Origin of the sequence: Catenuloplanes japonicus (assembly GCF_000717135.1) — a bacterium.
GTDB lineage: Bacteria > Actinomycetota > Actinomycetes > Mycobacteriales > Micromonosporaceae > Catenuloplanes > Catenuloplanes japonicus.
Genome location: NZ_JNXY01000015.1, coordinates 122601 through 137957 on the forward strand (window position 1 = coordinate 122601; position 15357 = coordinate 137957).

At 72.6% G+C, this 15357-nt stretch carries 9 protein-coding genes; 4 read left to right on the forward strand and 5 right to left on the reverse strand.

Annotation, left to right across the window (positions count from 1 at the left end; genetic code table 11):
- Positions 1-5 precede the first annotated feature (5 nt).
- The 3 genes from OP04_RS21235 to OP04_RS21245 are packed head-to-tail and all read right to left on the reverse strand — an operon-like array spanning position 6 to position 2667.
- Positions 6-1001, reverse strand: coding sequence for a hypothetical protein (locus OP04_RS21235; RefSeq protein WP_033341509.1), 996 nt, complete (start codon positions 999-1001; stop codon positions 6-8).
- Positions 1001-1669 (reverse strand): hypothetical protein, encoded by a 669-nt coding sequence (locus tag OP04_RS21240; protein WP_033341510.1) that lies wholly within the window; start codon positions 1667-1669, stop codon positions 1001-1003. Before OP04_RS21240 ends, OP04_RS21235 begins: the two co-directional genes overlap by 1 nt.
- Positions 1666-2667 (reverse strand): isocitrate/isopropylmalate family dehydrogenase, encoded by a 1002-nt coding sequence (locus OP04_RS21245; RefSeq protein ID WP_033341511.1) that lies wholly within the window; start codon positions 2665-2667, stop codon positions 1666-1668. Before OP04_RS21245 ends, OP04_RS21240 begins: the two co-directional genes overlap by 4 nt.
- A gap of 659 nt (positions 2668-3326) precedes the next feature.
- Between OP04_RS21245 and OP04_RS21250 the strand changes: the two genes are divergently transcribed.
- On the forward strand, positions 3327-8159 hold the full coding sequence (locus OP04_RS21250) for a hypothetical protein (RefSeq protein WP_033341512.1): 4833 nt from the start codon (positions 3327-3329) through the stop codon (positions 8157-8159).
- Here OP04_RS21250 and OP04_RS21255 read toward each other — a convergent pair.
- Positions 8134-9129, reverse strand: a complete 996-nt coding sequence (locus OP04_RS21255) for a hypothetical protein (RefSeq protein ID WP_033341513.1) — start codon at positions 9127-9129, stop codon at positions 8134-8136. The two genes, OP04_RS21250 and OP04_RS21255, sit on opposite strands and share 26 nt — an antisense overlap.
- Here OP04_RS21255 and OP04_RS21260 point away from each other — a divergent pair.
- The 3 genes from OP04_RS21260 to OP04_RS21270 all read left to right on the forward strand — a co-directional run bounded on the left by OP04_RS21260 (position 9128) and on the right by OP04_RS21270 (position 12506).
- Positions 9128-9739: a hypothetical protein gene (locus tag OP04_RS21260; protein ID WP_198153920.1), complete on the forward strand. Its 612-nt coding sequence runs from the start codon at positions 9128-9130 to the stop codon at positions 9737-9739. The genes OP04_RS21255 and OP04_RS21260 overlap by 2 nt on opposite strands.
- A 99-nt stretch (positions 9740-9838) precedes the next feature.
- Complete coding sequence (locus tag OP04_RS21265) at positions 9839-10627, forward strand: bestrophin-like domain (RefSeq protein WP_033341514.1); 789 nt, start codon at positions 9839-9841, stop codon at positions 10625-10627.
- Between the two features lie 469 nt (positions 10628-11096).
- Complete coding sequence (locus tag OP04_RS21270) at positions 11097-12506, forward strand: hypothetical protein (RefSeq protein WP_033341515.1); 1410 nt, start codon at positions 11097-11099, stop codon at positions 12504-12506.
- Here the strand turns inward: OP04_RS21270 and OP04_RS21275 are convergent.
- Positions 12487-15336 (reverse strand): CHAT domain-containing tetratricopeptide repeat protein, encoded by a 2850-nt coding sequence (locus OP04_RS21275; protein ID WP_033341516.1) that lies wholly within the window; start codon positions 15334-15336, stop codon positions 12487-12489. The genes OP04_RS21270 and OP04_RS21275 overlap by 20 nt on opposite strands.
- Between the last annotated feature and the right edge of the window lie 21 nt (positions 15337-15357).

Consider the following 15357-nt stretch of genomic DNA (forward strand, 5'->3'; position numbering starts at 1 on the left):
GATCCTTACTGTGCGTATGGCGGGCCGATGCCCAGCCGGGCGTCGGTGGCCGGCTGCCAATCCGTACTGTCGGGGGAGGACCAGATACCGAGGACGTCCATCAACTCGGGGACGGTGATGGACTCGTTGTCCAGGGCCAGCCACCACCGGCTGCGCCCGTCCGGGTCGAGATCGGCCGGCGGCCGGACGACCAGCTCGAAGCGTTGCCCCCAGCGCCGGCCGTTACGCCCCGCCTCGGCCCGCAGCACGGCGGTGTCGATCGACTCGCCCGGCTCGCGCAGGCAGATGCGGGGCCTGCTCGCCAGCCGTTGACGGAGCTCGTGCAACGGTGGCCCGCAACGCACCCGCAGATCAATGACATGCCCGCAGACCATCGGCACGGTGACCGCGGCCGAGACCGCGCGCAGACCCGGACGGAGCGCCGCGAGGTCGGCCCCATGATGAGAGGAGCCCGCACCGATCAGCAGACCGTCGGCGCGGCCCTTGCCGGCCTTGTCGGTATCCGTGGCGCAGCGCAGAACCGTGGCCTCGACGCCGGACACCTCTGCCGGACCGAAAGCGGCGATCATCCGCGACAGCGCGGTGGTGTTGCAGCTGACCAGACGCACCACAGCAGCGTCCCGGATCGCATCGGCGTTGAGATCAGGGTGCACCAGCGGGCCGAGATCGGCACTTCGCTCGCCACCGCAGAAGACCACCCGCACACCGGCCACGCGGTACGCCGAAGCGCGGGATGCGCCGCTGCGGGCCGGTCCCGCGTCGACGATCGCATCGGTGTCGGCGAGCAGATCCGCCAAGGCGCCGGCCACCACCGCACCGGACTGCCGCAGCAGTTCCCGCACCTGAGGATCGTCGGCGAAGTAGCGCACGCCGGGGAAGACGGACACCGCGGCAGGGACACTGCGCACCGCCACACCACGCAACCGCAGCCGCGGATCACCCAGCACCGCCGCGACCGTACGGCGCCCGATCACCCCGAGACCGACCACGCCGACCCGCATCAGCGTGCCCCCGGCGCGCGGGACAGCCGCTCCAGGACCAGGTCCAGCACCGGCGTATCACCGCAGACCAGCTCCACGTGACACGAGTCCGGCAGCGCGGACGACAACCGCAGCAGGTGCACACCGGGCCAGGCACTGCCCGCTGACGTCGCGGCCAGCAGGTCCACGGCACGGGCGGTATCGGTGGCCGCCTGCGTGGGCAGCGCCCGTACGTCACCGTCAGAACGCAGCAGAGCCCCGTGCAGCCCCGGTCCGGACACTGTGAGCGAGAACGTCCAGCACCGGGTGTGCTGGACGGCCAGCGCCGCGAGCCAGGCCTCCACCGGATCGGTGAGCACCTCGGGGGAGAGCAGACGCACCGCGTTGACCGGTCCGGCACCGGCCGGTTCGCAGCAACCGGCGGCCGGGACAAGCACTGTTCCGGTGACCCGGGCACCGGCCGGCCGGATGCTGCCGATCACCGCGGTGATCACCGCGCGGACCGTCGCCCGCCGGATCGCCGCCTCACCGGGCAGTGCGTACCGGTGCGGACGCCCGTCCTGCGACCAGCGGAGGACCGGCGGGCCCGCCTCCTCGATCCGGCCTACCGTCACCCCGCGGGTCGCCGCGCGTGCCTGAAACGCCGCGGCCAGCATCCATCCGGCGGACACGGTCGCGTCCTCGATCATGTGGCGGCCGCCGCGCGTACCGCCTGCGCGCAGACGAACTCGGTCACCTCGCTGGAGCGTGCCGAACCTCCCAGATCGAGGGTGCGTAAACGCTGATCGCGGACCGTGGCGAGCGCCTGCCCGACGGCGCGGGCGGCCTCGGGCAGCCCGGCGGCCGCCAGCATCAGACGGATGGACTCGAAGAACCCCAGCGGGTTGACCTGGTCACGGCCGACCAACTCGGCGGCATCACCGTGTGCTGCCTCCGCGACGTGAGCCCCGTGACCGCTGTTGAGGCTGCCGACCGCCCCCGGGCTTCCCGCCACCGCGGCGCCGATGCTGCTCAGCAGATCACCGAAGGTGTTGCTCGTGAGGATCACGTCGAAGGAGTCCGGGGACAGCACCATCCGCCCGCAAGCGGTGTCGGCGAGCACCGATTCCACCCGCACCTGCGGATAGTCCCGGCCGACCTGTTCCGCCACCTGGAGAAACATGCCCTCCGTCAGCTTCAGATTGTTCGCCTTGTGCACGACGCTGACCAGTGAGCGTCCCTCCCGTACGGCGAGATCGAAGGCGTATCTGGCGATGCGCTCGCACCCGGCCCGGGTGGCGACCTTGACCGCGAACGCGGTATCCGTACCCACGATGCTCTCGGCTGCCGGATACAGGTCCTCGACGTTCTCCCGCACGAGAAGCACCGGCCGGGCGGCGTCGATCGGCAGCGGGCGCAGGCATGCGAACAGGTCCAACTCCCGGCGCAGATAGAAGTTCCCGCTCCGGACGGTGCCACCGCTCGGCGTCGAGAACGGTCCCTTGATCGCAAGCCGGTGATGCCGTACCGCGTCGAGCGTCTCCTGAGGCATGGTCGTGCCCGACCTGGTGAAGGCCGACAAGCCGGCAGGCCTGTCGACCCAGTCGACAAGGCCGCAGACCGCCTCGACCAAGCGGCTGCCGGCCATGACGAGCTCAGGCCCGACACCGTCCCCCGCGATACGCACGACGGTCAGTCGTGTACGCATGAATGGTTATACCTCCGGCCGGTTTGCATATCGAACAACAGGCGGCGAGCGGTTACCGAAACTGGTGATACACGTGAGTCACGCGTCGGCAGCGAGTTTCATTCCCCTCGATGGAACAAAAGTATCGGCCCTGGGGCGACGAGGGGAAGGGCGGGTGCGGGAAAATCCGTAATCGGTGCTCGGCTGTCGGCTCCGTGTTTCTGTGATCGATCGAATCTCCGGCTTTCTGCCTGCTCTTTCGTATCCAAGTCCCTGGTGCCGTGCCGTGAGCGGTAGATCCGGAATGCCATCGGTGAAATGGTTGATAGAACTGATCAACGATTACTGCATATGCCTTCCGGTGGTGAATTCTTTCGTGTCGTATAGGTAGGAAGACGCTGCGATGGCAATCTCACGGCCGTTCATTTGCGTCCCATCACCATCGCTGCACCCCGTTTGCGGACGTTGCACGGAGTTGTGGTCCTGGTAGCTCCGGGTCGTTGCCGGATTCTCGTCAGAGATCGAGGCGTCGGAGCACCGTGGGCGGGCCCTGCGGCGGATCTGGCCGCGGAGTGACGAATGTCCTTCTTGCGCTGCGGAGGTGAACCGTGGGGTGCCCGCCGAGTAGAAGCCGACCGACGGTGCACGCGGGTGGCGGCGCCGGGGGAGGAGAACGCGACGTGGACCTGCGGCTGATCTGTGCCGACGGACGATTCGTCACCGTTCCGGGCGGTGTGTTCTATGTCGACGGTCCGATGACCGAGCCGGTCGACGCGGTGGCGCTGACCGGTGCGCTACAGGCCGGCCGGGTACCCGGAGCGACCGCGGTGTTCGTCACCGAGGCGACCCGGACCAGGGCGGACGCGGTCGAACGGGTCCGCCGCCGGCTCTCCGAGATCGCCGCGCCGGTCCGCGACCGGTACGTTCTCGGCACGCTCCCCGGCGAGCACGCCGACCTGGACGCCTGGCAGGGCGTCACCGACACGTTCGGGCTGAGCAAGCACGCGTCGTACCGGCCGGATCTGACGTCGTCCCCGCGCGTGGTGCCGCTCGACCGTGCCGGTCTGCAGACCGAGAACGACCCCGTGGCGGTACGCGTGCTGCCGCGCGCCCAGGCCGCCGCCCGCGAGACGCTGCGGGCGGCCCTGGACGACGCCTCCCCGTCCTGGGACCGGCTCACCGGCCTGGTCGCCAGGGCCGCCGCGATCCGCGACGAGCTCCGCGTCACGCTGCGGATGCCCGGCGACGAGCAGCGCGAACGGGCCGGCGCCGCCTACGCGCTCGCGGCCGGGATCGCGCTGTTCGGCGTGCCGGCCGACGCCGACCCGGCCGCGCTGCTGCGGCTCACCCGCCCGCTCGGCGCGGACGAGGTGACCGGTGTCTGGGGCGGGGACCAGCGGGCCGTGAACGCCGCCGAGCTGGTGTCCGGACTGGTCGCCGCGCCCGGCTCGGGCGCGCTGGTCCGGGCCGATCCGGACGGTGCGGGCCGGCCCCGGCTCGGCTGGCTGGTCTCCCGCCCGGACGGCCTGGCCTGGATCGATCCGGAACTGGACGGCGACACCGCCATCCGGGTGATGCCGCCGGACGACGCGATCTCGCTGCTGCGGGCCCTGCCCGGCCAGGGCCCGGCCGCGTTGCGCGTCGACGCGCGGGGCCGCCCGATCAGCACCGCCGCCCCATCCGGCCCGACCAGGGACGTGACGCCCGTGAACGCGGCGCCCGTGGACGCCTCGGCCGGGCTCGCGGCGCCTGTGGACGCCTCGGCCGGGCTCGTGACGTTCGAGAACGCTTCGGCGGGGAGCGTTGCGGCCGAGGCCGGTCCGGTGTCCGATGCCGCGCTCGCCCGGCTGGAGACGCTGGTCGCCGAGGTGGCGGAGACCCGCACCACGGCCGACGTGCTGGCCTGCACCGTCCTGCTGCACCGGTTCCGTGACCGCCTGTTCCCGGACGGCATCCGGGCCGGTGAGGTCCGGGACGACATCCGGCTGGGGACAAGGCGCGGAGCCAACGAGTTCGGCTCGGCGGACGGCTGGCCGCTCGTCGGCTCCGTCGACGCGATCGAGGCCGCGCTCCGCGACCGCGCGCCGGGCAGCGTGGCGTTCGTGCTGGTGAGCAGGCCGGGCGGCCTGGGGCACGCGCTCGCGGCCTACCGGGTGGCCGACGGCCTGCGCTGGGTGGACCTGACCGCCGAGGAGGGCGCCCGGATCACCCGGCACCGCACGGCGCGGGAGCGGCTGACCGGCGGCGGACCGGCCGCGGGCGGTGTGTCGATGCGTGCGCTGGTCGCCGACGAGTCCGGCCGGAGAATCCCGATCGCCGCGTCCGGGGCGATCACGACCGCGGCGGCTCTGCTCGACCCGCCCGGCCATGTCGACTACGCCGGGTCCGGCCTCGAGGTGGAGTTCCCCGACCTGCTGATCTTCCCGGACGGTGTGGAGGACACGCTCGGGCACGCCAGCGAACTGGTGATCCACCGGAGCGGCCTCTTCCGGATCGTCGCCGAGAAGGAGGATCTCTACCTCGGCGGGGACGGAGTGCTCTACCGGACGCCGGAGGTGGCCCGCGCGAACGGCCAGCGCAACCCGACCCGGGTGTACCGGATCATTCCCGAGCTGGTGACCGGCGTGATGCGTACGGTGCCGGGCGAGGACGACTATGTCGGGCTGGCAGACGTGGAACCGCTGCTGCGCGCCGCGGAGGTACGCCGGGCCGACGCACGTGGGAGGGGCCTGCGACTGGCCGACATGTTCCCGAGAGCGGACGGCTTCCGGGTCACCGAGGCCGGTCAAGGGGCGGTGGTGGCCGGCCGCCCGGTCGGAAGCGAGTCCGGGGCGCGGTTCCAGCACACCGTCGGCGTACCGCCGGGTGGCCTGCGTGAGTTTCTTCAGCACGTGCTGGAGCACACCTGGCGGCCGGGCAGTGCACGCCACCTCGAGGCGGCCCTGGCCTTCGGCGACTACGCGGCCGCCCGCTTCCTGGCCCGGCGGGACCTGGGTGCGGGCTGGGAGGATTCGGTGCCGTTCCCGGCCGGTGGCCTCACCCGGCCGGTCGCGCTCGATCCGCACGCCCGGCAGCTCGCCGGATATCTCGCGCTGCTGTACTCGAACGCCGCGGGCATCGCCCACGGGGTGGTCTACGCCGGCCTCGGGAAGGACAACCTGGCCGTCGCCGGGCGCAACACGATGGCCTTCGTCGTGGACGAACTGCCCCAGCCGGTACGCGACCATCTCGGGCACGACGCGGTCCACCTCGCCGACGCGTTCCGGGAGCGGGTCCAGCGGACCGTCGAGGAGCTCGACGAGCGGGCCGCACCCCTGCTGCGCAGGATGGGCGCCACCCGCTTCGCGGACGTGCCGTACCCGGTGCGCACCCACCACGGCGAGGACCCGGCGAGCATGGAACGGCTGTTCGGGGGCACCGCGCACACCTACTTCCAGCGGGGACTTCGAGGCTCTCCCGACGACCCGTTCGCGGAGGTGGTGGTCGACCAGTTCCGCAGCCTGAACGTGGGTGCGGTGCCGGCCCCCGACCGGGGCAACGGGGAACTGCCGCTGGTCGTCATGGAGGTGCGCTCGTACGGGGAGCGCCTGCAGTCGGTGGTCGACGGCATCGCCCACCACCGGACGCTGACCGATGTCGCCCGCAGCACTTTCGCGCGAGAACGCCAGACGCTACCGGCCGTGACCCTGCCCGCGATCGACGCGCTGGAGCGCCTGGTCCCGCAGCGCATCCCGTTCGACACCGAACGGCACGACCTCAGCCGGGACGCGGCCGTGGCGGTGGACCGGATCGCCGGCCGGGTCGCCGATCTGTCGCGCGCCACCGGCGTACCGCTGGATCTGCATGTGGAAGGCGGCGGACGCGGTGGCTGGCTCGGCGTGGGAGCGGCGAGGACGGCCGACCGCCGTGTCGAGGCGGTGCGCGGACGCCTGGAACCGGCACTGGCGGCCCAGCATCTTCCGGCACATGCGGTGCGGTATTACGAGCACAATCGCGGCAACGCGGAGGCCAGCGCCTCCGGTGCGTCCCTGACGTCGAAGGAGGACCAGCGGGCCGTGCTCGTCTGGGTGCGGCGTCGCCCGCAGGGGCAGAGCACCACAGTCTTCCGCGCCGCCGTCCGGTACGACGACCCGCCCTCACTGCCCCCGGCCCTGCGCGGCCTCGACGCCGAGGCGAAGCGCGACGCGCTGCGCGGTCATGTCGGCGAGGCGGCGGACCGGATCGGCACGGTGCTGGAGCGGTTCCCGAACTCGGACGCCGCTGTGCTCTGGCGCACCGCCGTAGCGGGCCTGGAGAACGCTGCCGAGGGCCTCGGTCACCTCTTCGAGCAGGCCGCGGCCACCCTCATCCAGCTCGATCCGACTGTCGTGGACGTGCTCGCACCGCTGTGGTCCGGCCGGGGCATGCCGGCCCGCCCGGTCCCGGCACCACGCGCGATCGGGCCCTGGACCACCGGCGACCTCACCGCGATGGCCACCGGACTCGGCCGCCCGCTGCTGACCGTCGACCTGAGCGGCCGGACGCCGCACGCGGTCGACGGCCTGGAGCACGCGCTGCGGGAGCACGAGTGGTGGGGAGAGGCGCCGATCGTGGTCGCCACGCTCGGCACCCGGGCCACCAACGACGCGTTCGCCGTGCTCCGCGAGCGGTACCGGCCGATCACGATCCAACCAGCGGTGACCGCCGACCTCGACGTGGTGCAGCGCCTGATCGACCAGGACGGAACCGTGGCGGCGGAGGCGCCGGCACTCACCGCCGACCTGCTCCGGACCGCGGCCGCGCTGCCGGCGGCACCGCACGGCACGGCGCTGCCGCCGGTGCTCGCCGGGCTGCTCACCGCCGGCGACGACGCCGCCCGGTACCACCGGCGGCACGCGGACCAGCTCACCGACCCGGGGGTACGGGCCGCGCTCGACACGCTGATCGGCACCGGGCCCGACGGGGAGCGACTGGCCGGCTTCCGGGTCGCGCTCGGCCTGGACAGCGGGCCGGCGGAACGGCTCGTCCCGGTGGCGACCGGCGTCCTCGAGGTCGAGCCCGCCTACACCGGCGGGCCGGTCCCGGCGTCGTTCGCCTACGACTTCCTGGCCCGGCCCGGCGGCCGCGAGGAACGGTTCGCCCTGGACGGGCTGCTGTTCCAGATCGTGCTGGCCGGACGGATGGGCCCGCCGGCGGCGCTGGAGCTGTTGCGCGCCGGCGCGCAGACCGCGGTCGACCGCGCGGTGACCGGCGTCTTCGAGGCGGCGTTCGACGTGCTGGCCCTCTCCGAGCGCGAGGCCGCCGCGGACCCGGGCACCGACGGGACGCTGAAGGCGATCCTCGCGAAGGTCGAGCGGGTCACCGGCACCGCCCGCCCGGACCCGGCGAGCGCGCCGCCGGACTGTGTGGACCCGATCGACCGCGCCGCGTTCGTCGGCCGCCTGGACGCACTGCGCGACACGCTCCGCGCCGATGACCGCCCGGCCGCGGCCGCGCTGATCGAGACCATCACCTACGTCCTGTCCAACTGCTGAGGTCGCGGATCAGGCCGGCGTCGAGGATCAGTGCGGCTACGGCCTCGACCTCGGTGGGTGTGATCGCCGCTTCCAGCCACGGCCGCATGCCGGCGAAGTTGTGCCGGCGCAACGAGTCCACGTCGATCTCCTGGGCGCGCATCGTCTCCTCGACCGGGGTGAGGTTCCGGACGCGGTCGGCCAGCTCGTGCAGTGCCGCGTCCAGGTCGATCGGCGGCAGGGTCAGTGATGGTGCGGCCGCGAGCTGTCGTGTGTGGTCGTCGCCCCAGAGCTCCAGCTCCCAGCCCGGCCACCGCTCCGGCCACCATTCGGTCAGTCCCTTGTATGCCTCGATGCTCCAGATGCCGGCACGCCGTCGCTCCGGGTCGAGGTGCAGGCCGCTGACCGGCATGGAGGTGGCGGCGGTGACTCGTGGTTCCGCGTCGAGCAGGCCGATCAAGGCCGGTCCGAGCAGCCACGGGTCCATGGTGTCGTGGTTCAGCGCGTACCCGTGGTCGCCGACCGTGACGATGCTGCGGATCTCGTCCGGGAAGAGCTTCGCGTCGTCCGGGTACGGGTGCAGGGTGCCGTAGAACCCGGGCGGGCTCCGGACGACGGCCGGGTCCTCACCGATGGCGGTCGCGAACGCGGCCGCGCCCTCGTAGTTCCACACCACCTCCCAGCCGGCCCAGGTGCGCGCGTACGCGTCGAGGAGCGCGGCCCGGTAGGCGAACCGCGCGGCGAGCCCGAACGCCGGCAGGCTGGTGTAGAGCAACAGCCTGCGCCGGTCCGCGTCGACCACGACCGCGCCCTCGCAGATCGGGTCCTCCGCCCACCACCCCCGCTGGTAGTCGGTCCCGAGCCGGTCCATCCAGCGCAGCACCAGCTCGGGCCCGAGCGCGAAGTAGTGGTCCAGGCCCTCCCCGGACTTCTGCGAGTACCGCTGGGCGACGCCGCCCCGGATGACCGCGTAATTGCAGTGACTTCCCATGGCCGCGCAGACTACAAGATCAAAATCATTCCGGGGGTACGCCGTGGGCGCGCAGGCCGCCGAAAGTCGCTGGTGTGTGTCGATCCGGACCGACACCATGGTCGGCATGGACGTCGTGGTGCAGTGGGTGGAGACCTCGTGGAGCAAGAAGTCCCGGGGCGGGCCCTGGGCGGCCCGGCGTAACGCGGCCCCGGTCGGCCTGCCGCTGCCGCCCGCGCCGTATCCCGCGGTGCACGAGGTGCTCATCGATGAGACCGAGGACTTCGTGCCCCGGGTGCCGGCACCGAGCGATCCGGCGAGCCGGCACCGGCCGGACTCGACCGGCCGTCATACGCAGGTCGGGTTCGACGAGGTCGGCGATCGCCTCCGGGTGACCGTGAACCTTCAGTCGTCCGCGGTGCCGCGGGTGTGGCGCCCGCCCGCGGTGTGGCTGGACCGTGGCCAGTGGTTGCGGTGGCAGGTCAACTATCGCTTCGCCTTCGGGGGCCGTGGCGGCGGCGAGTGGGCCTATCGGCTGGACACGTTGAACCTCGCCTACGGCCTGCCGGAGCGTCGCGTGTTCACCGGAACGCCGAGCACGTACGTCGACGAGCGGGGCGATCTGTGGTGACGGGCCGCTGCGCTTACCTGGAATCGGGACGTCCGCCGGTTTTCGCCCGATATGCGGGGTTTCTGGCCTATCGTTGATCGACCCCGGAACGGAGGCGGTGTGGATCTGTGGCTCGTACGAGACGTCTCGCCCTGGCTGGTGGGAGCGGTGCTGATCCTCGGCCTCCCGTTCCTCGTACTCTGCCTGGACGTGATCTTCCACCGGAGGATCCCGCACACACGCCTGCATCAGCACAACGACGTCACCGGCATCATCGTCTCGGTGGTCGGCGTCGCCTACGCCATCGTCATCGGCCTCTGTGTGGTGTCCCTCTGGGAGGGCTACACCAGCGCCAAGGACACCGTGCGCGACGAGGCGGCCAGCCTCACCGCGCTCGTCCCGAACAGCATCGTCTTCGACACACTGGTGCAGCAGACCGTCATCGCCGAGATCATTCAGTACGAGTCGGACCTGGTCGACGACTGGCAGACCCGGCTGGAGGAGGGCAGCGGCCGCGAGCGCACCGCCGACCTGGACCGCCTGGCCTCCTTCGTCGGAAACCTGCGGCCCACCACCGACGCACAACGCGCCTTCACACTGGACGCGCTCCAGCGGATCGGCCGCGCCGAACAGTTCCACCACGACAACGACGCCGAGGCCGGCGACGAGCGGGTGTCCGGGGTGATGTGGTTCGGCGTGCTGACCTCCACCGCCGCCATGGTCGCCATGCTGCTGTTCTTCGGCCTGTCCGACACCGCCGTCCGCCGGGCCCTGCTGGTCCTCGCGAGCACCGTGATCGCCACCAACCTCTTCCTCATCATCGAGATGAGCTACCCGTACTACGGCTCCTTCGCCGTCCAGCCCGACGCCTACCAGCACGTCATCGAGGACCTGCGGAAAGGACGCTGACCGGCGGAACGCGAGTCGGTTGCCGGCGGCGTGGTGCGTAGCGAGGTGTGCGCGGTCGCGCGGTCTGTGCCATCCGGACGACCGCCACAAGGAACCTCGATCCGTTGCGGCCGGTAGCGGAGAAATAGTTGTGCTGCAATCGCGGACGCGATGAAGACGTAGCCGATCGCCTATGTGATGGTCCATCCTCGGGTACGCGGCGGACGGAGAGCCCACAGCAGACTTGGCGGAACGGACAGTGTGGCGCCCGCACCGGAGTAGGTGACCGTCGCCTCCACGGTGTGGTGGGCCAGGAGGCGGCTCAAGACCACCAACGCCAGTCCGGGCCTTCGTGGACTCTCCGACTTCGTGGTGTGTGCTTCGTGTGTTGTTGTCGCGGTCATCGCCGCTGGTCAGGTCGCGTTGCTGCCGAATGCCGGCCTGCGTGACCGGGTCAGTCCCGTCGAGTTCTGTTTCGCGTGGAGGCGCCGTGGAGACACCGTCTGAACTGCTCGCGCTGTGCCCGAGGGCCGGCTCTCCGGCGCAGGCCGCCGCGCTGGTCGAACGGCTCGGCGGGGACCCGCTGCTCTGCCGGCTCGCCGCCGGCTACCTCACGCGGGTGGGGGAGGGGACCTTCACCGGCTATCGGACCGAGCTGCTGATGCGGGCCGGGCCGCCGCTCGATGCAGCCGCCGGCATCGCCCTCGACCGGCTGGACGACGAAGGGCTGGGCCAGGCGTGCACGCTCCTGCGGCTGCTCGGCGTGCTGCCGGACGCGCCGGTGCCGTACCGGCTGCTGCTGGATCCGTCGTTGCTGGCCGGCTCGGAGCTGTTTCCCCGGCTGACCGGCCCGCACCTGGAGGCGCTGGTCGACGGCCTGGCCGCGCTGGCGCTCATCACGCGGACAGCACCGGACGTGCTGAGCATGGATCCACAGGTCAGGGCGTTCGCCGAGAGCGACGGGACCGGATCGGGGCAACGCCCTGCCCACATCGCACTGCTGGCGACACTGATCATCGAGGTGCCGCGCGCCGAGGTCGCGGACGCCGCCGTCCACGTCTTCCGGCTCGTGGCCGACGAGAGCGGCGACCTGGACCAGGTCGACAAGCTGGCCAACGCCTGCCTGCACGCCGGTGACGGCCTGGCCGCGGCCGGGCGCTTTGCGGAGGCGAGGGCGCTGGGCAGCGTCGTGGTGGACGGTGCGCGCCGTCTGCTCGGACCGGCCCATGAGCGCACCTTCCTCGGCACCGTCTTCCTTGCCGGCTGGACCGGACATTCCGGCGACCCGGCCGCTGCCTACGCCCTCCTGAGGGATCTCACAGCCGCGCCCGATCCAGCCGCGCCCGATCCAGCCGCGCCCGATCCGGCCGCGCCCGATCCGGAGGACACGCTCGTCGCCTTCTCCAACCGGGCCTACTGGGCGGCGCAGGCCGGTGACACGGTCGCCGCCCGGGACGCGTACGCGGCGCTGGTACCGCTGCGCACCGACGAGCAGGATCTCCTGCTCGATCGCACGGAACTCGCACGGTGGACCGGCGCGGCCGGAGACTTCGCCGGCGCCCGTGACCTGCTGACGGAGCTGATACCGGAGTGGATACGGCTCGCCGGTCCCGACGATCCGGACGTCCTGACCCAACGGGCGGAGCTGGCGCGCTGGACCGGTCTGGCCGGGGACGCCGTCGCCGCCCGCGACGCGTTCGCTGAGCTGGTGTCATCGGGCGCGGGGGCGGAACTGCTCTACCTGCGCGGGGAACTCGCGCACTGGACCGGCACCGCCGGTGACCCGGCGACCGCACACGCCATGTTCGCCGGACTCCTCCCGGACTTCGAGAGCATCCTCGGCCCGGACGCCGAGGACACGGTGGCGCTCCGGGCGGCGATTACCCGATGGGCAGCGTGACCTCGGCGTCCGGGCCCACGTGCACGTACGCCGCCCACTGCGTCGGCTGCCCCGGATACCGGTCCCGCAGCGCCCGGCTCGCCGCGTTGACCGCGTGCGCGGGCCGGCCGCCACGCAGACCGTCGTAGATCAGCCGCGCGGCACGTTTCGCCACCGCGTCGGGCACCGGCCAGTACGTGGCGATGACGTGCGCGAAACCGGCCAGCTGCAGCGCCGACGCGACATGGATGTTCTCGTCCGGCAGACGTGCACCACCCTGGACGGTCGCGCACGCGGACAGGTAGGCCAGCGTGCGGGCCGTCGCCCGGTGCCGGAGGATGTCCCGGACCTGCAGCAGACCGTCGTGCAACGCGAGGTGGCTGTCCGACGGCCGGGCCGGGAACGCCTCGGCATGCCCGGCGAAGTGCAGCCAGTCGACGTCGGCGAGCAGGTCCCGTACCCGGGAGGTGGTCGCGTCCGCCCCGGCCAGGAGCGAGGCGCCCGCGCCGAGACGACCGATCACCTCGGCCGCCTCCTGAAGCGAGGCCGGCAGGCGCGAGGTGTCCCCGGGCGCCACGACCGCGGCGAGCCGGGTCGCCGACGGCGTGCCGACGGACGCCACGCTGCGCAGGGTGGGGGCGTAGGAGCTCACCACCCGGTCCAGCGCGTCACCGGCCGCGTGGATCGGCAGGAAGGAGAGCGCGCCGGTCGGCATCCACCGGACGTGGCCGGTGGGCGCCACCCGCTCCAGGACGGGCCCGGCGACCGTGTCCCAGAGCCACCCCAGCGCCTCGGTCAGTCCGGCGTCGGTGGGGCGGATCGCCGCCGCGGCGTACCGTGTGATGTCTGTGCTGTGGAGATCCGGTAGCGGGACGTGACCGGTCGTGTCGCCGGTCATCAGCAACGCGTCGCATCGGTGCGCGGCCACGTTGATGATCACAACCGTGCTGTCGCTGTCGCCGAGCCCGGCTCGCAGGTCGCCGATGCGCGGCGGGCGAAGAAAGTGCTCCAGGCCGGGGGTACGGCGAATCTCGTCGAGCACGGCGTCACGTTCCCGCACGGCACGGTGCCGTTCCCAGACGGCGGGTCGCGCCTCGATGAGATCGTGGGCCGCGCCGAGACGTTCCGCCAGGTCCGCGCGCACCGTGCCCGTGTCGGCCCACCTGGTCAGCGCCTGCGCATAGAGCACGCCCCGCCCCTGCTCCAGGATCTCGACGGCGTCGTCGGCATCGCCGAGTTCGAGCGCGCACGCCGCCGCGGTCGTGGCCAGCGCGGGGAACTGCGACAGCAGGCGTTCCTGATCGTCCCGGCCGAGCCCGGCCCAGGCAACGAGGTCGAGCAGCCCCACCGCCTGCCCCAGCGCATCCCGCGCGGACGCCCAGTCCCCGGCACGTGCCCGCAGACGACCGAGCCCCTGGGCCGCCATCGCCCGCGTGAGCGCCGGCGCCACCGTGGTCCCGGCCAGCCGCGTGTATGCCTCGGCGGCCTGCTCCCGGTCGCCGGGACCGTCCCGCAGCGCTCTCGCGTCACCGAGGTTGAGCAGCGTATCGGCCAGTTCCGGATCGTCCGGCCCGACGCCGGCCGTCGCATCGGACAGCACCTCGATCGCCTCGTCGATGCCGTTCGCCGCGGTGGCGAGGCGCGCCCCGGTCAGTAGGACCGATCCGAGGTTCGTCCGATGTGCCCGGTGTTCCGGCCGATCCGGCGGGACCAGGCCGGCCGCTGCCCGCAGCAGCTCTGCGGCGCGGTGCAGCGAGACCGGGTCGCCCCTGCGGTGCAGTGCGTTGGCGAGCCCGGCCAGCCGGGCCGCCCGCTCCGGATCGCCGGCCTCGGTCGCCGCGACCACCTCCTCCAGCTCCCGCACCGCCTCGTCGAGCGCGCCGACGTCCGCGACCGTCTCGAACCGGTTCCGCAGCGCGCCGGCCCGGTTCGCCCGGAACGCGAGGCGGTCGGGATGCCCGTCCGGCAGCAGCCGGACCGCCTCGCCCCAGTCGCGGATCGCCTCGTCCAGCGCGGCCAGGTCACCCGTGCCCGCGAACGTGAGCCGCCCGGCGATCCCGAGCTGGTTCAGGTAGATCGGCCGATCGGGATCACCCGCCGGCACCGCGCGCAGGCTGCGACGCAGCCGACGGGACGCCTCCGCCGCCGCCGACCGGTCACCGGTGACGGTGGATCGGTCGAGCAGCGCGCGGGCCAGCGCCGCCGCACAACCGGGCACGGCCGGGTCACCCGCCGGAACGAGCGCGCACGCGGCCCTGCCCGCGTCAACGGCACCGTCGAGGTGCTCCCGCAGCCCGGTCAGCTCCCACGCCGCCATCAGCGCGCTGCTGGTGTTACTGAGGATCTTCGCCCGCGCCGACGGTCTGCGCACGGCGGCGTCCCCCGCGGCCGACAGGGCACCGAGGATCTCGGGCAGCAGCGCGGCCTCCCCGGTGCGCTCCATGAGCCGCATCAGCCCGAGCCCGAGGTTGGCATGGGCGGCGAGATCCCCCGGCAGCTCCGCGGCCGCGGCCCGCAGCAGCGGCACCGCCTCGTCCAGCGCGGCAGCCCGCCCGATCCGCTCACTCTGACGAACCAGACACATGCCCAGATGGGTACGCCAGCGCGCTGCCTCCCCGTGGTCACCGCCCGCCAGCGCCGCCCGATACGCCCGCTCGGCCCCGCGCAACGGCTCCGGGTCGTCGGTCTGCTCGGCCAGCAGGTAGAACGCGTTCCCGACCTCCGCGGCCCGGTCAGCCGGCACCGAGCCGAGATCGGTCGACAGCGCCAGCTCCTGGACAGCGCGCACGAGTGCCGCCGCATCGCCGTCGCGGTGCGCGCGCACGACCGCCGTGAACCCGTCCGATGCCATGCTGTCCGAGGCTACTGCGAT

Bases quoted from the DNA above. Each gene is read 5' to 3' on its own strand.
- OP04_RS21235 (WP_033341509.1), bottom strand. From the start codon at position 1,001: ATGCGGGTCGGCGTGGTCGGTCTCGGGGTGATCGGGCGCCGTACGGTC.
- OP04_RS21240 (WP_033341510.1), bottom strand. From the start codon at position 1,669: ATGATCGAGGACGCGACCGTGTCCGCCGGATGGATGCTGGCCGCGGCG.
- OP04_RS21245 (WP_033341511.1), bottom strand. From the start codon at position 2,667: ATGCGTACACGACTGACCGTCGTGCGTATCGCGGGGGACGGTGTCGGG.
- OP04_RS21260 (WP_198153920.1), top strand. From the start codon at position 9,128: ATGGCCGCGCAGACTACAAGATCAAAATCATTCCGGGGGTACGCCGTG.
- OP04_RS21255 (WP_033341513.1), bottom strand. From the start codon at position 9,129: ATGGGAAGTCACTGCAATTACGCGGTCATCCGGGGCGGCGTCGCCCAG.
- OP04_RS21275 (WP_033341516.1), bottom strand. From the start codon at position 15,336: ATGGCATCGGACGGGTTCACGGCGGTCGTGCGCGCGCACCGCGACGGC.